This is a genomic window from Bacillus aerolatus, from assembly GCF_009183655.1.
Classification (GTDB): domain Bacteria; phylum Bacillota; class Bacilli; order Bacillales; family Domibacillaceae; genus Pseudobacillus; species Pseudobacillus aerolatus.
This window is the reverse complement of record NZ_WEIO01000001.1, coordinates 287,444-305,913: the sequence shown is the minus strand read 5'-3', so window position 1 is coordinate 305,913 and position 18,470 is coordinate 287,444. Positions and strand designations below refer to the sequence as shown.

22 protein-coding genes are annotated in these 18,470 nt (G+C 44.2%); 1 reads left to right on the top strand and 21 read right to left on the bottom strand.

Going from position 1 to position 18,470, the window contains the following annotated elements; genetic code table 11:
• Positions 1-113 precede the first annotated feature (113 nt).
• The 5 genes from F9802_RS01625 to F9802_RS01605 all read right to left on the bottom strand — a co-directional run bounded on the left by F9802_RS01625 (position 114) and on the right by F9802_RS01605 (position 3,799).
• Complete coding sequence (locus F9802_RS01625) at positions 114-641, bottom strand: spore maturation protein (protein WP_152149399.1); 528 nt, start codon at positions 639-641, stop codon at positions 114-116.
• Complete coding sequence (locus F9802_RS01620; protein WP_152149398.1) at positions 642-1,235, bottom strand: nucleoside recognition domain-containing protein; 594 nt, start codon at positions 1,233-1,235, stop codon at positions 642-644.
• A 15-nt stretch (positions 1,236-1,250) separates the two neighbouring features.
• Positions 1,251-2,366, bottom strand: coding sequence for a D-alanyl-D-alanine carboxypeptidase family protein (locus F9802_RS01615; protein ID WP_152149397.1), 1,116 nt, complete (start codon positions 2,364-2,366; stop codon positions 1,251-1,253).
• A gap of 103 nt (positions 2,367-2,469) precedes the next feature.
• The gene (scpB, locus tag F9802_RS01610) at positions 2,470-3,060 is read right to left on the bottom strand and encodes an SMC-Scp complex subunit ScpB (protein ID WP_152149396.1); all 591 of its coding nucleotides are present in this window, start codon (positions 3,058-3,060) and stop codon (positions 2,470-2,472) included.
• Positions 3,047-3,799: a segregation/condensation protein A gene (locus F9802_RS01605; RefSeq protein WP_152149395.1), complete on the bottom strand. Its 753-nt coding sequence runs from the start codon at positions 3,797-3,799 to the stop codon at positions 3,047-3,049. The genes scpB and F9802_RS01605 overlap by 14 nt, the downstream gene beginning before the upstream one ends.
• Before the next feature lie 153 nt (positions 3,800-3,952).
• Here F9802_RS01605 and F9802_RS01600 point away from each other — a divergent pair, with 153 nt between their 5' ends.
• Positions 3,953-4,495 carry a DUF309 domain-containing protein gene (locus F9802_RS01600; RefSeq protein ID WP_152149394.1) on the top strand — a complete coding sequence of 181 codons (543 nt, stop codon included), beginning with the start codon at positions 3,953-3,955 and terminating at the stop codon, positions 4,493-4,495.
• A 210-nt stretch (positions 4,496-4,705) separates the two neighbouring features.
• Here F9802_RS01600 and F9802_RS01595 read toward each other — a convergent pair whose 3' ends face one another.
• The 16 genes from F9802_RS01595 to spoIIM all read right to left on the bottom strand — a co-directional run bounded on the left by F9802_RS01595 (position 4,706) and on the right by spoIIM (position 18,426).
• Complete coding sequence (locus tag F9802_RS01595; protein WP_152149393.1) at positions 4,706-5,062, bottom strand: GNAT family N-acetyltransferase; 357 nt, start codon at positions 5,060-5,062, stop codon at positions 4,706-4,708.
• A 230-nt stretch (positions 5,063-5,292) separates the two neighbouring features.
• Positions 5,293-6,612 (bottom strand): diaminopimelate decarboxylase, encoded by a 1,320-nt coding sequence (gene lysA, locus F9802_RS01590; protein WP_152149392.1) that lies wholly within the window; start codon positions 6,610-6,612, stop codon positions 5,293-5,295.
• A gap of 154 nt (positions 6,613-6,766) precedes the next feature.
• Complete coding sequence (locus tag F9802_RS01585; RefSeq protein ID WP_152149391.1) at positions 6,767-8,239, bottom strand: spore germination protein; 1,473 nt, start codon at positions 8,237-8,239, stop codon at positions 6,767-6,769.
• A gap of 32 nt (positions 8,240-8,271) precedes the next feature.
• Positions 8,272-8,697, bottom strand: coding sequence for a stage V sporulation protein AB (locus tag F9802_RS01580; protein ID WP_152149390.1), 426 nt, complete (start codon positions 8,695-8,697; stop codon positions 8,272-8,274).
• Positions 8,681-9,304, bottom strand: a complete 624-nt coding sequence (locus tag F9802_RS01575) for a stage V sporulation protein AA (protein ID WP_152149389.1) — start codon at positions 9,302-9,304, stop codon at positions 8,681-8,683. The genes F9802_RS01580 and F9802_RS01575 overlap by 17 nt, the downstream gene beginning before the upstream one ends.
• A 122-nt stretch (positions 9,305-9,426) precedes the next feature.
• The gene (gene sigF / locus F9802_RS01570; protein ID WP_152149388.1) at positions 9,427-10,185 is read right to left on the bottom strand and encodes an RNA polymerase sporulation sigma factor SigF; all 759 of its coding nucleotides are present in this window, start codon (positions 10,183-10,185) and stop codon (positions 9,427-9,429) included.
• An 11-nt stretch (positions 10,186-10,196) separates the two neighbouring features.
• Complete coding sequence (gene spoIIAB, locus F9802_RS01565) at positions 10,197-10,637, bottom strand: anti-sigma F factor (RefSeq protein ID WP_152149387.1); 441 nt, start codon at positions 10,635-10,637, stop codon at positions 10,197-10,199.
• On the bottom strand, positions 10,627-10,989 hold the full coding sequence (spoIIAA, locus tag F9802_RS01560) for an anti-sigma F factor antagonist (protein WP_152149386.1): 363 nt from the start codon (positions 10,987-10,989) through the stop codon (positions 10,627-10,629). Before spoIIAA ends, spoIIAB begins: the two co-directional genes overlap by 11 nt.
• Before the next feature lie 110 nt (positions 10,990-11,099).
• Positions 11,100-12,275, bottom strand: coding sequence for a D-alanyl-D-alanine carboxypeptidase family protein (locus F9802_RS01555; RefSeq protein ID WP_152149752.1), 1,176 nt, complete (start codon positions 12,273-12,275; stop codon positions 11,100-11,102).
• Between the two features lie 174 nt (positions 12,276-12,449).
• Positions 12,450-13,754 (bottom strand): pyrimidine-nucleoside phosphorylase, encoded by a 1,305-nt coding sequence (locus F9802_RS01550; protein WP_152149385.1) that lies wholly within the window; start codon positions 13,752-13,754, stop codon positions 12,450-12,452.
• Positions 13,755-13,766: 12 nt separating this feature from the next.
• Positions 13,767-14,582 (bottom strand): purine-nucleoside phosphorylase, encoded by an 816-nt coding sequence (locus F9802_RS01545; protein WP_152149384.1) that lies wholly within the window; start codon positions 14,580-14,582, stop codon positions 13,767-13,769.
• Between the two features lie 12 nt (positions 14,583-14,594).
• Positions 14,595-15,779, bottom strand: coding sequence for a phosphopentomutase (gene deoB, locus F9802_RS01540; RefSeq protein ID WP_152149383.1), 1,185 nt, complete (start codon positions 15,777-15,779; stop codon positions 14,595-14,597).
• A gap of 184 nt (positions 15,780-15,963) precedes the next feature.
• Positions 15,964-16,857 (bottom strand): site-specific tyrosine recombinase XerD, encoded by an 894-nt coding sequence (xerD, locus tag F9802_RS01535; RefSeq protein WP_152149382.1) that lies wholly within the window; start codon positions 16,855-16,857, stop codon positions 15,964-15,966.
• 6 nt (positions 16,858-16,863) lie between these two features.
• On the bottom strand, positions 16,864-17,094 hold the full coding sequence (locus F9802_RS01530; protein ID WP_152149381.1) for a YqzK family protein: 231 nt from the start codon (positions 17,092-17,094) through the stop codon (positions 16,864-16,866).
• A 110-nt stretch (positions 17,095-17,204) separates the two neighbouring features.
• Complete coding sequence (gene fur / locus F9802_RS01525; protein ID WP_152149380.1) at positions 17,205-17,681, bottom strand: ferric iron uptake transcriptional regulator; 477 nt, start codon at positions 17,679-17,681, stop codon at positions 17,205-17,207.
• 109 nt (positions 17,682-17,790) lie between these two features.
• Positions 17,791-18,426, bottom strand: coding sequence for a stage II sporulation protein M (gene spoIIM, locus F9802_RS01520; protein ID WP_152149379.1), 636 nt, complete (start codon positions 18,424-18,426; stop codon positions 17,791-17,793).
• Positions 18,427-18,470: the final 44 nt, after the last annotated feature.

Below are 18,470 nucleotides of genomic sequence, written 5' to 3'. Positions count from 1 at the left end.
CCAGTGAACCAAAAAAGCTGCACAGAAATCGCCATAGAGACGTCTTCCATTGCAGCTTTTTTATCAAGTTCTCCCGCTTCAGGCGCTAAAAACGGCAATCGGGGGAGTATTCATTAATATATCCACGAGACAATCGCAAGCGCGGCAATAAAACCAGCCACGTCAGCCCATAAACCTACTTTTAGGGCATCACCCATTTTCTTGATGCCGACAGCTCCAAAATAAACGGTTAAAACGTAAAAGGTTGTATCTGTGCTTCCTTGCATAACAGAGGCAAGCCTGCCAATATAGGAGTCTGGACCATGAACAGCTATTAAGTCGCTGACCATTCCGAGCGATGCATTTCCTGAAATCGGCCGGATGAGCGCAAGCGGGAACACTTCGGGCGGCAAGCCGACCCACAGTAAAACCGGTCTCACCCATTCTACTAAACTGTCCAGCGCACCCGAAGCCCGAAAAATGCCAATCGCGACCATCATTCCAATTAAATATGGGATAATAGAAACGGCAATGTGAATGCCTTCTTTTCCTCCTTCTACGAAACTTTCGTAAGTGGGCACTTTTTTAAATGTGCCATACAGCAAAATAAAAGCGACCATTACCGGAATCAGCCACGTGGACATGAGAGAAAGCCATTCCACTTACTTCCCTCCATTCCTTTTTCTTCGCAAATAAAAAAAACGGTCAATCGCGATGGCAGCCATCGCCGAGCACGCGGTTGCCAAAATGGTCGGCGCGACAATTTCGGCAGGTGAAGCCGAATGGTAAGAAAACCGGATAGCGAGAACAGTCGTTGGTATGAGGGTAATGCTTGACGTATTGATTGCCAGAAATGTAATCATCGACCGGCTCACTTCCGTTTTCCCGCCATTCAGACGTTTTAATTCTTCCATTGCTTTAATACCGAGCGGGGTGGCGGCATTTCCGAGCCCAAAAAGGTTAGCTGTCATATTGGAAAGAATGTACCCCATGGCCGGGTGCTCGGAAGGAACGTCAGGGAAAAGTCTTTTGGCAAATGGTTTGAACAAACGGGCAAGTTGCCGCAGCAGCCCCGCTTCTTCGGCAATTTTCATTAACCCGAGCCAGAATACGAGCACACTGACTAATCCGATGCAAATAGTCACCGCTTCTCCGGCTGATTTAAAAATAGCTTCGTTTACTTCATCCATTTTGCCGTTTATTCCTGCAAAAATAAGGCCAATGATTGTCAGTCCTACCCAAATAAGATTAACCATCCACTATCTCACCGTTCATGACCAAGGCCACCAGTCCTTCCATTTTTCCCAGCCTGATTTTTCTCCCTCTTTATCACCACTTTTATAATAAACAGGCAGCGAGTATAGTTTTTCTTTTTTCAAATATGCTTCCGCCCGTCCCACGACAGCGGGCACACTTCCATCCTCCCACTGTTTTTTCGGCTTTAACAGTTGAAAACGGATTTTAATTTGCTTTTCTTCCTTTTTCGTTAAAGGGTAGACAACATCTCGTTTAAGATAAATTTTCTCCCGGTAAAATGGATGACTTGAAGCATGAACTTCTCCTTTTTGCAGAATGATTTTCGGATCATACTTTTCAAATCCTTGTTCATATAAATAAATATGGTCATTCCAGTCATCCGGCGCATCGAGTGTAACAACAATTAAATCAAGATCACCTTTCGTTGCTGTCGTGACGAGTGTCCGATGAGCTTTTTTCGTGTAGCCGGTTTTGCCGCCGGTGCAATATTTATATTTCTCAGTCAGCAAACGGTTTTTATTATGCCATACCCTGTCCCACTCTCCGCCGGGGTCGGGTGATTTGTACACTTCTGTACCTGAAATTTCTCGATACTTAGCATTTTTCATGGCATATCTCGTCAACAGCGCCATATCGTAGGCAGTGGAACGATGCCGTTCACTATCATCTAACCCGTGTGGATTAGCAAAAAAGGTATTTTTCATGCCGATTTCTTTCGCTTTTTCATTCATTAAATAAACGAAGCCCTCTTTGCTCCCCCCGACATGTTCAGCAATAGCCACTGCGGCATCATTTCCTGAACGGAGCATCAATCCGTAAATTAAATCTTCGAGAAGGATTTTTTCTCCTTTTTTCAAGTAAATAGAAGACCCTTCTGTCTGAATGGCTCTTTCGCTCACTTTCACTTTTTCATTCAGCTTGTCCGATTCAATGGCTACGATGGCTGTCATGATTTTCGTGATGCTGGCGATACGCATGACAGCATGCGGGTCTTTCGCATAAAGCACCCGTCCGCTTTGCTGTTCCATTAATACAGCACTTGCTGCACTCGGTCCGGCTTCTGCCTCGGGGATACCGGGTGTCAAAAACAGCAGGAAAGCCAAGATGGCAACTGGCAGCTTTTTTTTCATCCATTCTTCTCTCCCTTGCTCATTTGTACAAATATATGCAAAGCACGCTCATTTAGAATAAAATTGAAGAGAGAGAAAATAAAAAAAGCGGCAGCAGCCGCTTTTACGATTCATTCTTAAAAACATGTTCAAATTGTTCAAAAAACAAGTCTGCCTCTTCCGAATCAGAAGGAGCCATCCCTTCTGAAAGCGGCGGCAGCTCCGCCAGGTCCTTTAAGCCAAAACAATCGAGAAATTCTTTTGTTGTGCCATATAAAATCGGCCTTCCCGGTCCATCACTCCGCCCCGTTTCCTTAATCAATCCTTTCGCGGAAAGAGTATGAAGGGCGCTTTCCGTTTTTACTCCGCGAATCTCTTCTATTTCTGCTCTTGTAATTGGCTGTTTATAGGCAATAATCGCCAGCGTTTCAAGCGCAGCCTGGGACAAAGTCTGCGGCTGGCTGCTTTCTACTAATTTTTTCAAATAAGGAGCATGATCTTTTTTCGTAGCCAGCTGATAAGTCCCCGCCAGTTCTATTAAGACGATACCGCGCTCTTCTTCTTTTTCATATCTCTCTTTCAACTCTTCTGTAATACTCTCGGCTTCAAATTCTTCTATCTCGAGCACTTGCGCCAGTTGCTTTAATGTCAGTCCTTCGTCTCCTGCCGCAAAAAGCAGGCTTTCTGTTATGCTGAGCCAGTTAACGATTATCATCGTCTGTCCCTCCTTTCGCCCGGACGAACAGTTCTGAGAAATTCTCCTGCTGTTCTACCGCGATTTCGTTTTGCTTCATTAATTCAAGTACAGCTAAAAAGCTGACGACTAAAAGTTCTTTATCTCCCGCAGCAAACAAATCCTCAAATCTGAACAGCTTTCGGCTTCGCTTCAGCTGTGATAAAATCTCATCCATCCTTTTTTCGATCGGGATTTCCTGCCTGGACAAAGCAGCCGTATAAGGTCGCTTCAATTTTTTGCGCCGGAGAAGCTTATGAAAAGCTCCGAGCATATCATATACTGTCACGTTTAAATCAGCGGCTGCTGTTTCTTTGTCGTCAAAAGCCGTTAAATCGCTTGGCGCTTTCGTAAAATATTGGCCGCGTTCGTGTTCTTTATCTTGAAGGTGCTTAGCTGCTTCTTTAAACTTTTTATATTCAATCAACTGCTCAACCAGCTCTTCGCGTGGATCTTCTTCTTCCCATATCCCTTCTGCTTCCTCTTCTTCATGGACTGGGAGAAGGGTTTTGCTTTTAATAGCGAGCAGCGTGGCAGCCATCACTAAATATTCGCTGGCAAGATCAAGCTCCAACTCTTTCATTGCGTGGATAAACAGTAAATATTGCTCTGTAATTTCCGCCATTGGAATGTCGTATATATCTATCTCCAACCGCTGAATTAAATGAAGCAATAAATCGAGCGGCCCTTCAAACACCTCTGTTTTTACATTATACTGCATCGTTCATCACCAATTCTTTTCAGTTCGGACAATCAATCTCCTTTTTTTAGTATAGAGGAATACTAGTTTGTGTCCAGCCATTTTTTCAATTTGATTGAAATGTCGTTCGCGTGGTATGATATATAGTAAGCACACCACTTTAGGAGGACTTTCATGTATTCTTTTCCGCTGCCGTATTTGAGTTTTTTGGTCCATTTTCATGAAGATCACGATTACTTTGAATGTCACGAAGTTTTGGAGGAATATTGGAAAGAAAAGACAGAGCAAGCGCGAGACTCCGTGTGGGTCGGATTAATTCAAACTGCCGTTTCTTTCTATCATCATCGCCGCGGCAATTTTGCCGGTGCTAAAAAATTAGCGGTTAAGGCGTTAGTGATTCTCCAAAAAAGGGAAGAAGAATTAAGAGAACTCGGAATCGATGCGAAATCTTTTATCAACCAGTTTACCTGCCGCCTGCAAGAAATAGAAGCAGGGAAACCTTTTACTAACATGTCTATTCCTTTTGTCAATAAAGAAGTTATTAATCAATATCGCCATTTTCAGGAAAGCTGCGCCTCTTCCTTCGTGGAAGAAAATCCTGATTATTTATATAACAAACATACATTAAGAGACCGTTCTGACGTTCTAGCAGCCCGTGAACAATCCTTGCTTGCGCGACGCCATATGCCCACGACAATAGGCAGTCATCTTGACTAAGAACAAATGCGCAAGCGCCTTGACCAGCCTTAGGCAAAAATGTTCTTTCCTCAAAGAAGTCCGCTTTTTGACTTCATTGAGGAAAGGTTATTTGACCTCGAGGGGCCAGGCGCTGGAGTTGGACGTAGACCCACTCTATTAGCAAAGGTATCTTGCCATACGATTATTTTAGAGTTTCCTAAACAGCAACAAAAAGAAGACCCGCTATATTTATGCCGGGTCTTCTTCTTTTTCACACTTGTGAAAGAAAGTTGATGTGGATGGATTAGGTACGATATGTTTATTAACATGAATATCCTTTATCGCTTTAATCATTTTCTTGCCGATCCCTTCTTGTCGATAAGAAGGATTAACAGAGATATGCTGAATTTCCACTTCATCGTCTGTTATTTTAGCTCCTATCGCACCAACGATATCTTCATCTTTCCATAAATACAGCTGCCAGTCATCTGCTGTTTCATATGACTTCATCGTCTGCTGCAGCTTTTTAATATCCCTTTCTTCAGGCATGAACGACAGCAAACCCATAGCTATTTTTTCAAAAGATTTTTTATAACGAATCAGCATCCTAAATCCCTCTTCAATTTAAGTCGCAACCGTAAATTGCTAATTTTTACTATTTTATTCACCATTTACTATGTTACTAAAATTTAAAAAATTAATCAACTTCCAAATTTCTGTTATTTAACGATAAAAAATGCATAGTATAATCCCCAGCCGAGAGAAAATAATAGCAATAAAGCAAATAACAATAAATTTTTCTTATTCATACTTCACCTCTGATTGTCGATCACCAGCTATTGTCTCACTGTCACATTCAGCGGCAAATCAAGTTTCACTAAGTCATCATAGCTTTCTCGTCTTACCACTAGCTCCGCCTGCCCATTTTCTACAAATACGACAGGAGGCCTTGGAATCCGATTGTAATTGTTCGCCATAGAGTAACCGTAAGCGCCAGTACAAAAAACAGCGAGGAGATCTCCGTGTGATGCTTTTGGCAGCGGTAAATCCCAAATGAGCATATCGCCGGATTCACAGCACTTGCCCGCGATCGATACAGTTTCTTCCACCGGATCATTGACTCGGTTAGCGAGCACTGCTTCATATTTAGCATCGTACAGTGCCGGACGAATATTATCGTTCATTCCTCCGTCAATAGCCAAGTATTTCCGCACTTCGGGAACATACTTCTCGGAGCCTGTACGATACAATGTCGTCCCCGCGTCGCCGACGAGCGAACGTCCAGGTTCAATCCAAATTTCGGGCATGGCAAGTCCGAACTCTTTCGTTTTTACTTGAACTTCTTTAATGATTTCCTCTACATATTCAGAAGGTGCAAGCGGCTCATCTTCTTCTGTATACCGAATGCCAAATCCTCCTCCGAGATTTAATACTTCCGATTCAAATTGAAAACGGCCTTTCCACTCGAAGAGCTTTTGAATAATCTTATCGGCAGCGAGCGTAAAGCCTGTTGTTTCAAAGATTTGCGATCCAATATGGCAATGCACTCCCAGCAATTTCACGCCTTTCATACCCATCGCTTTTTGCAATGCCTCTTCTGCTTGTCCATTGTTTAAATCAAATCCGAACTTGGAATCTTCCTGGCCGGTTAAAATGTAATCATGTGTATGAGCTTCAATTCCAGGAGTGACGCGAAGCAAGATGTTTATTTCTTCTCCCTGTTCATCGCAAAGCGATTGCAAAAGTTCAAGTTCATAAAAATTATCTACCACTATGCAGCCGATCCGCTGTTCAAGCGCCATGGCCAGTTCTTCCCGGCTTTTGTTGTTGCCGTGAAAATGAATGCGCTCAGCCGGGAATCCTGCTTTTATAGCTGTATAAAGCTCTCCTCCGGAAACGACATCGAGAGATAAGCCTTCCTGTTCCGCAAGCTGTATCATTCCGATCGCTGAAAAGGCTTTGCTTGCATAAGCAACTTGGGCAGTAACGCCAAGCTTTTCGAATGTGTCTTTAAAACCTCTCGCCCGTTGCCTAATTAATGCCACGTCATAAATATATAGAGGAGTTCCATAATGTTCAGCTAGGCTGACGACATCGACTCCTCCAATTTCCAAATGCCCTTCTTTATTTACACGGCCCGTTCCATATGTATGCATGTCATCGCCTCAATTCTTGATGTTTTGCCTGCTTTGTTGTGTCACTTCCAATATTTAGAAGAAATAGACAGCTGCCTTGCTGCAGACTGCCTATCAGCAAACAAAATTCAGATTAACAGTAATATACCATACATTGCTTTTCTGCTCAACATCGTTATTTTTCAGACGACTGTCTGTAAAGATCTTCCGGGTGAACGATACTTGGGCGAAGTTTTGAGCCGGGAATGGCCCGTCTAATAAACACTTGCGAAAATGCTTTCGGATCAAATGGCAAAAGCGGCCACAAATAAGGTGTGTTTAAAGCGCGTATCCGTGCTAAGTAAATAATGATCAATGTAGAGGCGATCATAAATCCCGGTACTTTAAACAAGGCGACAGCTAACAGTAAAAACAGCCGGAACAACTTGTTTGCGATACTTACTTCATAGCTCGGCGTTGCGTATGTGCCGATCGCTGCAATTGAGACATATAAAATGACTTCAGGTACAAACAGCCCAACATCGACGGCTATTTGCCCAATGAGTACCGCCGCGATCAGCCCCATGGCAGTTGATAACGGCGTTGGAGTATGAATAGCCGCTATTCTCAGAAATTCAACGCCAATATCCGCTATAAATATTTGGAGAACGAGCGGGACATTTGTTTTATCATTCGGACCGATAAATTCAAGTAATTTTGGCAGCAATTCCGGTTGAATCGAAACGAGCAGCCAAAACGGAAGCAAAAATAAGGAAGCAAGCACACCTAAAAAACGGATCCAGCGGACGAAAGTACCTACAGCGGGCGATTGCCGATACTCTTCCGCGTGCTGCATATGGTGAAAATAAGTGGCCGGCATAATGATCACGCTCGGCGATGTATCTACAAACAGCAGCACATGCCCTTCCAGCAAATGAACGGCCCCGATATCTGCCCTCTCTGTATAGCGGACAATCGGATATGGATTATACCCTTGTTTAACGACAAATTCTTCTATCGTTTTATCTGCCATCGGAATGCCGTCTATATCAATGGAGGCTAATTCCTGCTTGATAATTTTGACAAGGTCCGGATCAGCGACCCCGTCGATATAAGCGACAGCGATGTCCGTTTTTGATCGTTTACCGACCTTGGTCATTTCGAAGCGGAGACGGCCATCTCTAATCCGTCTTCTCGTCAGCGCTGTGTTCACTATGATATTTTCCACGTAGCCATCCCTTGAACCGCGAACAACTTTTTCCGTATCCGGCTCTTCCGGCTGACGCCCCGGGTAGCTGCGGACATCAACGATCAACGCTTTCTCATCATTTTCAACAACGACAGCGATGAGCCCTGACAGCACTTGGTCAATGACATCATCTACTTCTTCTACTTTCTCGACTGACTGGTGCGCCAAATGGTTTTCAATTGTCCGTGCAACATGCAGACTTCTTCTTTCCTTTTCATTCAGCTGTGTTAATACCGCAAGCAGTTCAATAATAAACGCCGAATCACATAAGCCGTTTACATAGTAAATATGAACTTTTTTCCCAAGTATTGTGAACTTACGGACTCCGGTGTCAAAGCTTTTTCCGAGCCCTACTTTTTCTTCCATAATCTGATCCATTTTCTCTGGATCTTTCGGAATCTTTAGCTGCAGATCTTCCATGTTGAATCCTCCCTTCTGTCTAATCAATTCCTTTACTTATTAATGAAATAAAGCCAGTGAAACAGTGAGCCAGCCACTTTACCGAGTGCAATGGCCATCATAAGGGCAATAATACGTTCGTGAATGCCGATTCTTTTTGCCAAAATCGGAAAAACATTGAGCACTTCTGTCAGTGCCGCTGCAAGCAGACCGATAAAAATGCCGCTTAATAAACCGACTGGAACGAGCAAAAGCGCCGGCAAATGAAACATAACAGGCATGAAACTGACGAAAGTGCCTGCCAGCACGCCGGCAATGACCGCCCACTCATAACTCCTAATTTGTTTCCATGTTCTTGTCAGTTGCATGAGCCTTGGAATAATGCCTAAAACGGTAATAAAAGCGACAAATCCCGCCCCTACTGCCAATCCACTCGCAAGGCCTATGAAGGCAAGCAAAAGGCTATGAATGCCGCTCATGATCTGTCCTGCTTTCTTTTCTCTCATGCAAAACAACATACTGGTCGAGATCTTGCTGATAATTAAACATTTCCACTTCCAGCGGGCTTGGCTCTTCGTTAAAGCGCTTTTTAAACAAATGATTAAAAAACAGCACCATGCCTATGCCGAGTCCGATCGAGTACGGAATTTGAAAAACAAGCGGCTGATCTGTCTTTTCTCCAGTGACGATTTCATACAATTTCACGTGAACATCGCGCATGCTGACGTCTTCATGGAAATTCATAATGGTCAATGCCGCTCCTGTAAAAAGCAGGCACCAGACGAATAGAAAAAGCGGCAAAGACATGTTTTTTGAGAGTGGGGCAGTATCAATGATCGTTTGAGCAGGGCCGATAAACTGAACATCTGCACCCGGCCATTGTTGGTTGAGCTTTTCAACGACCGTCATCGCATCAATAATAATGATTTGTCCGTCCTCTTGTTTAATTTGATGAATGTCCATATACAGCAAGTCGGGCAGCAAGCTTTCTGGCGCAATCACTTCGGCAATTTCTTTCAGCTTCACTGGCGCATTCATTTGATGCCGGATACGGTGGCGAAGCCGGATGTAAATCGAAGCTTCCATAACTCTCCCACCCTGTTAAATAAATTATTATTTGTTAGTATGAGCGGAAAAAGGAGAATCATGCACAGCTTTCAAGGCAAAACAAAAGCCGGTAAGCAAGAACTGCTTTACCGGCAGGCATTTCATGTGGCATTCATTCGCTCCTTCATTTGGGAGAGGATTTTCTTTTCCAGCCTCGATACTTGAACTTGCGATATCCCAAGCCTGGCTGCTACTTCTGACTGTGTTTGATCTTTGTAGTAACGCAAATACACGATCAGCCGCTCTCTTTCTTCCAGCTCCCTGATCGCCTCTTTCAAGGCTACCTGGTCAAAAGGATGCTGGCTGTTTTTATCCGCCATTTGATCAAGCAATGTAATTGGGTCGCCGTCATTTTCATAAACGGTTTCATGAATAGATGAAGGAGACCGCGATGCTTCCTGGGCCATAACTGCTTCTTCAGGAGTGATATCGAGGTAGCTCGCAATTTCCTGAATGCTTGGCGTCCGGCTGTGCAGCTTCAGCAGCTCTTCCCGCGCCCGGCGAATTTTATTGCTCATTTCTTTTAACGACCGGCTGACCTTCACCGTCCCGTCATCCCGGATAAAGCGCTGAATTTCACCGATAATCATCGGTACCGCATACGTGGAAAATTTCACATCGTAGCTTAAATCAAATTTATCCACCGATTTTAGCAAGCCGATGCAGCCGATTTGAAATAAATCGTCCGGGTCATATCCCCGGTTAATAAAGCGCTGGACTACGGACCAGACGAGCCTCATATTCCGCTCGACGATCGTATCTCTCGCATCTTGGCTTCCCGCTTGGCTTTCTTTAATTAATTGTTTTAGCTGAGCGTCCGATAGGATTTCCGACTTTTGTTTTTTTATTTCAACATCCATGGCAGGGCCCCTTAATTACACATGGCTTTTTTATTGGCAAGCTGCTTTTTTAATCGTATGGTCGTACCTGTTCCCTTGTGTGAAATAACTTCAATTTCATCCATGAAGTTTTCCATTATCGTAAATCCCATTCCTGACCGCTCAAGTTCAGGTTTGGTTGTAAATAAAGGCTCCCGTGCTTCTTCTACATCTTCCATGCCAATGCCTTCGTCACGGACAATAAGGTCAATGAGCCCGTCTTCAAGAATAACGGAAATGTAAACCATCCCGGCCGGGTTCCCTTCGTAGCCGTGGATAATAGCATTTGTGACCGCTTCCGAGACGACTGTCTTAATTTCTGTTAGTTCATCCATTGTGGGGTCAAGCTGGGCGACAAAAGCGGCCACTGCTACTCTGGCAAATGATTCATTTTCGCTGAGTGCGCTAAATTGAACATTCATTTCATTTCTCATAGCAGGCAGCCCCCAATCGTTCAAGTGCTTCTTGTTCAGATGTTTCCATCCGGATAATTTTAAAGAGGCCCGACATGTCGAACAGCCTGCGCACCGCAGGAGAGATGGCACAAACGACCATTTCTCCTTCTTTTTGCTTAATGTGTTTATACCGCCCTAAAATGACGCCGAGACCGGAACTGTCCATAAACGTCAGTTCTCCCAAGTTTAATATGATGTGCCGCACACCTTTATTTTCAATTGCTTCACTTGCTTGATTACGAAGCGCTTCTGCCGTGTGATGATCCAGTTCACCGGCGAGCCGCAGACAAAGCACTTGATCCACTACTTCCAGCTCTACTGTTAAGCTCACTCACAATCCCCCCTTTTTATTGATTAAAAAGCAATTCGACGGCTCCTTTATGCAATCCTTCTCCGTGACAAAACTAGAATGAATTCGCTAAAAGAGGTGTTCTTTCGGCATTAAGAGCCGCTCGTTTTTGTGAAATAGTGAAACACTTTTTTATAAAATTGCCACCAGCTGGCCTGGTTGACGTTTTCTTTTGCGACAAGCGGTGTTTTAGAAAGAACTTTCCCCTCTTTTTTGATCGTTAATTCTCCAAGTGAGTCGCCTTTTTTCACAGGGGCCTGAACGTCTTTCTTCAAATGAATTTCTTTTGAAAATTGCCCTTTCTTTTCCCCTTTTTTCATTAAGACAGAAACTTTGTCCGCTGTCTCCAAACGGACCTCATCCCGGTCCCCTTTTGCCACTTCTACAGAACTCACTTCTTTGCCTTTTTCATAAAGCGGACTGACTTCATATTGGTGAAAACCATAGTCAAGCATTTTGGTCACTTGTGCATTTCTTTCTTTTGGAGTGGGCGCGCCAAAAATGACCGCAATGACCCGCATGTTTCCTTTTGAGGCTGTAGCGGTGAGGCAATATTTCGCTTCATTTGTAAACCCCGTTTTCAGTCCATCCACACCGGGATAAAATTTAATGAGCCGGTTCGTATTGACGAGCCAGAATTTCTTCTCGCTCTCTCCCCGCAAATACGCTTCATACGTACCTGTATATTTTGTTATTTCTTCATGCTTTAACAATTCTTTTGCCATAATGGCCATGTCATATGCAGAGCTATAGTGTCCCTCCACAGGCAAGCCGGTGGAGTTTTTAAATTTTGTCTGCTTTAAATCGAGCTCTTTCGCTTTTTGATTCATTTTTTTCACGAACATTTCTTCGCTTCCCGCCACTCGTTCAGCCATGGCAACTGATGCATCGTTGGCCGAGCCGATTGCTATGCCCTGCATCATTTCACGCGTCGTCATTTCTTCCCCTGGTTCTAAAAATACTTGTGACCCGCCCATAGATGCCGCATATTCGCTTGTACGAATCTTTTCATCCCATGTCAATTTTTTATCTTCGATGGCTTCCATAATTAACAGCATCGTCATTATTTTTGTCATCGAAGCCGGCGGAAGCGGTTTGCGGCTGTTTTTTTCAAATAAAACAGCGCCGGTATCCCGCTCGAGTAATATGGCCGATTTTGACTGTTCGGCCATTTTGATTTTTTCCTCGGCAGCATAAGCGGCAGCTGGCGGCAAAGCGGCAGAATAAATAAGCAAAACAGCGATGATTGACAGAAACATTCGCTTCATCATTTAATGACCTCCAATATGATGGTTGATTTCTCCAGTGATATACATCCATTTTTGCCACCTCCGTCATTTTTATACAAAAAAAGAAGCATCTGTTAAGAAGATGCTTCCTTTTAGGGCATATATTCAGATCTATTAGTGATTTTGTTCACCGTATCGGCGCGCAGTCACCTTTCAAACTGTTATTTCTTCGTGAATTAAAACGGGCGGTTCCACTTTTTCTTTTGACAGGAGAATGCTTTTATATAATTCTTCTTTCACACGATCTACATCTTCATTGTTGCTGTAGATCGTGGCAAGTGATTCGCCTGCTGATACACTCGCGCCAATTTTTTTGTTTAACATAATGCCGACAGCAAGATCAACCTCCGAATCTTTTGTTGCCCGTCCGGCGCCAAGCCACATGGCGGCCGTACCAACATGGTCGGCAATAATTTCTGTCACGTAGCCGTCTTCTTTCGCTGGCAGGTCAATTTTATATTTCGCCTGCGGCAGTTTAGCCGGATTGTCGACGATGGAACCGTCTCCTCCCTGTGCTTCCATGAAGACTTTGAATTTCTCCAGTGCTTCCCCATTATTCATTAATTTAATCAGCATTTGCCGGGCATCTTCCAAAGATTCGGCTCGGCCAGCAGCATACACCATATGGCTGCCGAGGACGAGACAAAGCTCAGTCAAATCTTCTGGTCCTTCCCCTTTAAGCGTATCAATCGCTTCTTTTACTTCTAGCGCATTGCCGATCGCAAACCCTAGCGGCTGGCTCATGTCGGAAATGACCGCCATTGTTTTGCGCCCGACATTGTTGCCGATATTCACCATTGCCCGTGCCAGTGTCCGGGAATCTTCCAATGTTTTCATAAAAGCGCCTGCTCCTGTTTTTACATCGAGGACGATAGCATCCGCTCCGGCGGCGATTTTCTTGCTCATGATAGAGCTTGCAATGAGCGGAATACTGTTGACAGTTGCTGTTACATCACGCAGTGCGTAAATCTTTTTATCAGCAGGGGTTAAGTTGCCGCTCTGGCCGATGATGGCAATTTTATTTTTATTGACGAGTTCAATAAATTGCTCATTCGTGATTTCTACATGAAAGCCGTCAATCGCTTCGAGCTTATCAATCGTTCCGCCGGTATGGCCGAGACCGCGGCCGCTCATTTTAGCGACCGGTACGCCGGCAGCTGCCACAAGAGGACCTAAAACAAGCGTTGTCGTATCGCCGACGCCCCCTGTGGAATGCTTATCGACTTTCACGCCTTCGACCGCTCCAAGGTCTATCTGATCGCCTGATGACACCATCGCCATCGTCAAATCCGCCCGCTCTTTTTCTGTCATATCTTGAAAGTAAATCGCCATTAGCAGCGCACTGACTTGATAATCAGGAATGGTGCCGTCTGTATAGCCTTTAACGATAAAATTGATTTCTTCCGTCGTTAATTGTTCCCCATCGCGTTTTTTTTGAATGACATCGACTATTCTCATCAAATCCACCCCTTACATTGATTTCACAATTTCTTTAATATATCGCAGAAAATCTGCACGGACCTTTTCAGTCGTTTCAATGACTTCATCATGTGCAAGCGGCTGGTCGAGCATGCCTGCTGCCATATTGGAAATGCAGGATATGCCAAGCACTTGCATGCCGCTATGGCGGGCGACAATCACTTCAGGGACGGTCGACATCCCAACGGCATCTCCGCCGAGCACCCTTGCCATCCGGACTTCTCCAGGCGTTTCATACACCGGGCCTGTATTGCCGATATATACGCCTTCTTGCACAGATAAATTAATTTTCCCGGCTGTTTCTTTCGCTAGCTGCTGCAGCTTTTTGCTGTAAGCTTCAGACATATCCGGAAAGCGCACGCCAAGCTCGTTGTCATTCGGGCCGATGAGCGGATTCCCTCCCATGTTGTTAATGTGGTCGGTAATGATCATTAAGTCTCCAGGGGTAAATGATTCATTGACGCCGCCCGCTGCATTGGTCACGATCACCGTCTCCACTCCGAGCGCTTTCATGACGCGCACCGGAAAAGTAACTTGTTCAAAAGAATAGCCTTCATAGTAGTGAAAACGACCTTGCATGGCGACTACTTCTTTACCGGAAAGTGTACCGAACACAAGCTGTCCGGCATGCCCTTCTACTGTTGATACAGGGAAGTCAGGAATGTTGCTGTACGCAAATTTAACTGGATGTTCGACTTCATCAGCGAGCACCCCGAGTCCGGATCCTAAAATTAAGCCGATTTTTGGATTTTTGCCGCTTTCATTTTTTAAAAATTCGGCTGCTTGTTCTATTTTTTCTCTATTCATTCGTCTCTCTCCTTATGTTAAGTCATGTAAGAAACTTTCACCGTGAGCCGGTTTGTTTACTCCGAAGTTATCAGCGATTGTAGCACCGATATCTGCAAATGTTTTTCTGACAGGCAGCTCTTTCCCTTGAGTTTTTTTCTTCGTATAAACTAAAAGCGGCACAAATTCCCTCGTATGGTCCGTTCCGGGATGAACGGGATCGTTGCCGTGGTCAGCTGTAATGATCAGCAAGTCATCTTCTTTCATCTGGGCAAATACCTCAGGGAGACGGGCATCAAACTCTTCAAGTGCGCGCCCGTATCCTTCCGGGTCGCGGCGATGGCCGAACAAAGCGTCAAAATCAACGAGATTGACGAAACTAAGCCCTGTGAACTCTTTATCGAATACACGAATAAACTGGTCCATGCCGTCCATATTAGACGTCGTTCGAATGGATTCTGTCACGCCTTCTCCATCAAAAATATCAGAGATTTTTCCGATAGCAATGACGTCATAGCCGCCATCTTTCAGCTCATTCATGACGGTCCGTTCAAAAGGCTTCAGCGCGTAATCATGGCGGTTTACCGTACGAACAAAGGCCCCTGGCTGCCCTGTAAATGGCCGGGCAATAACACGGCCGACCATGTATTTCTCATTTAATGTCAGCTCTCTGGCGATTTCACAAATGCGATAGAGTTCCTCTATTGGAATAATATCTTCATGAGCCGCTATTTGTAAAACCGAATCGGCTGACGTGTATACTATGAGCGCACCCGTTTCCATATGCTCGGGGCCAAGTTCATCTAAAACGGCGGTCCCGCTTGCCGGCTTGTTTCCAATGACTTTTCTGCCGGTTCTTTGTTCAAGTTCGTTAATTAATTCTGCTGGAAACCCTTCCGGAAACACTTGAAACGGCGTCTCAATATAGAGCCCCATCATTTCCCAATGACCAGTCATCGTATCTTTTCCATTGGAAGCTTCCTGCATCTTTGTAAAGTAAGCAAGCGGTTTATCCGCTTTCTTTAAGCCTTGAATATCCCGAATATTAGCCAGCCCCAGCTTTTCCATGTGCGGCATTTTCAATCCGTTCATTTTCTCTGCTATATGACCGATTGTATCCGCTCCCAAATCATTAAATTTTTCCGCATCAGGTGCTTCTCCAATCCCCACCGAATCCAGAACGATTAAATGGATCCGCTTATATGTAGACGCTGTCATTTTGATTCCTCCTTTTTTCTTTTAGTTCTTCTATTGACCATGTTACCCCATTCTTAGTTGACTAATCCAAAGGTTATTCGTCAGATGTCTGACAACCTTTTTTCTTTTTCTAGTGTAAGGAATTTCTTTCTTTTTTACAAGCAAAAAGCCGTTCTTATTTTGAATGAACGGCGTTAAGCGGGAGTTAAGCTCTCGGGTGAAATTGAGTATATACATCTTTCATTCTCGTTTTTGTGATATGTGTGTAAATTTGCGTAGTGGAAATGTCGGCGTGCCCGAGCATTTCTTGAACAGCCCGAAGATCTGCTCCATTTTCAAGTAAATGCGTCGCAAAAGAATGCCGAAGCGTATGAGGCGTTAATTCTTTCTGGATATTTGACTTTTTGGCCAAGGCCTTAAGAATTTTCCAAAAGCCTTGTCTCGATAAGCGTTTGCCATGGTGATTTAAAAACAATGCTTCATCTGTATGCTTTTTGGACTTCAGCTTCGGCCGCCCTGTTTCCAGATACGTTTCGATGACGTGTATCGCTGTTTTCCCAATCGGAATGATTCGTTCTTTGTTTCCTTTTCCAGTGCAGCGGACAAACCCCATCGTTAAATGAACCGCGTCTAAGTTCAGCGAAGTTAATTCACTTACCCGCATACCCGTTGCGTATAAAAGCTCAAGCATCGCCTGATCACGCAGCCCGAACGGTGTTGAAGTATCCGGCGCTTCTAATAAAGCTTCCACCTCCGCTAAGTTAAGCACTTTCGGCAGCTTTTTTTCCATTTTTGGCGGCTCAATGTGAACAGATGGATCTTGTTCCACTGCTTTTTCACGCAATAAAAATTGATGGAAAGAGCGAACAGAAGCAACGTGGCGGGCAATCGTTTTTGCTGACTTTCCTTCCGTTTTTAAATGGCCGAGAAACTGAACGATATGAGCACGCGTCACTTCATTTAACGAAGCAAGCTGCTCTACCTTGTCCAAAAATAATAAGTAATGCTTTAAATCGCGTTCATAGGCCGCAATTGTATTTTTTGCCAGTCCTTTTTCTACAATCATATAGTGAATGAAGTCTTGCAAACGGTCTTTCATTTCATACTACTCCCCATCTAGATAAAATAGCAGCAGCCGTTCAAGCCATTGGTCCCTGCTTCCCTCCAATTGAAGGCCCACTTTCATGGCTTCTCCTTCCGGCTCTTCGTAGCGGCGCTTTTTATCGTATTCATGTTGAACCCAAAGAATCCCGCTGTAAAACAGCACCGTACAGCTTGTAAAAAGAATAAAGACTTTGCTCGTCCGCCAAACCGCTTTCGCCCATTCCCGCTTCATTCCGCCCACCTGCCTGTTTTCGTTTTATACAAGCTTATGAGCAAAGCGCAGGCGATTAGAACAGCGGAATTTTGTTTAAAACAAAAAGCCTTCCAGTGGTGAAAGGCTTTTTATTCAGCGTGCTGTTTTTCCACTGATTCCTGTTTTGTTTTTTCTTGACAACGCCAGCAAATGCCGTGAAAAGTTAAACGATGGTCTTTCACTTGAAACTTCCAATCGCGCTCTACAACCGCCTCTACTTCGTCAAGCAGGTCTTCCTGAATTTCATCTACGGCGCCGCATTCGATGCAGACAAGGTGATGGTGAAAATGGGCGGCCCCTTCCTGACGCAAATCATAACGGGACACGCCATCTCCAAAATTTATTTTATCAACCACTTTTAGTTCATTCAGCAATTCCAGCGTTCTATAGACGGTAGCCAGCCCTATTTCAGGCGACTTTTCTTTAACGAGGAGGTAGACATCTTCTGCACTCAGATGATCTTCTTCATGTTCAAGCAGCACCCGAACAGTTGCTTCACGCTGGGGCGTCAATTTATAACTTGCAGAATGCAGTTGTTTCTTAATACGTTCAATCCGGCTTTCCATAGTTAGGTCCCTCCCTCGCCGATGTAGCTTTATTATACCAAACTGGGAGGAAGTTGCAAAATAAAATTATTACAATGTACTCTATGAAATAATTGTTATATGATAACAATTATTTTATTACGAATTTCATAAAAGCAGGGGAAATATACGCTTCGATTCCTGCCGCCAAAGCAGCCATCGCTCCTGCCAGGAGAAAAAAGAGCACATATCTCGAAAAAAGCGCCGATATATAAAAGTGGCCGGCCTGCTTCATAAATATTTTTTTGATCAACTGCAGCGAAAAAGCCGTAGATATCGCAGCGACGAAAATAAAGGCCGGGATGATGATTAAATTTTGCGGAAGTACAGTGGCGACCGCGAGAAAAAAGCCTTGCCAGTCCATTTGCTGCACGAGAAAGCCGACTGAAAAACCGATGACGATTCCTTTCATAAATAAAAAGATAAAAATAAGGGGTAAACCAATAATAGAAATGCCAAATAGCCACATGCAGCCTAAATATTTTAAATTGTGCATTAAGCTCTGCCGGAACAAATCCTCCGAATCAGCCATCTGTCCCGTCGATACTTGTCCAAAGAACTGCTGCAAATAATATGCTAAGTCCTCTTTTTGAGCGAGCGATAAACTATTCACCACAATCGCTCCAAACACAACACCCATAAAAAACAGCACGCCTACAAATAAATAAATAGAAGCATTCGCTTGGACATGCCGCCCAATCACAATCGACGATATTTTTTTCTGCATATAAGCTCCCCCTTTTGCCATTAGTCCACTTTATGACAAAAAGG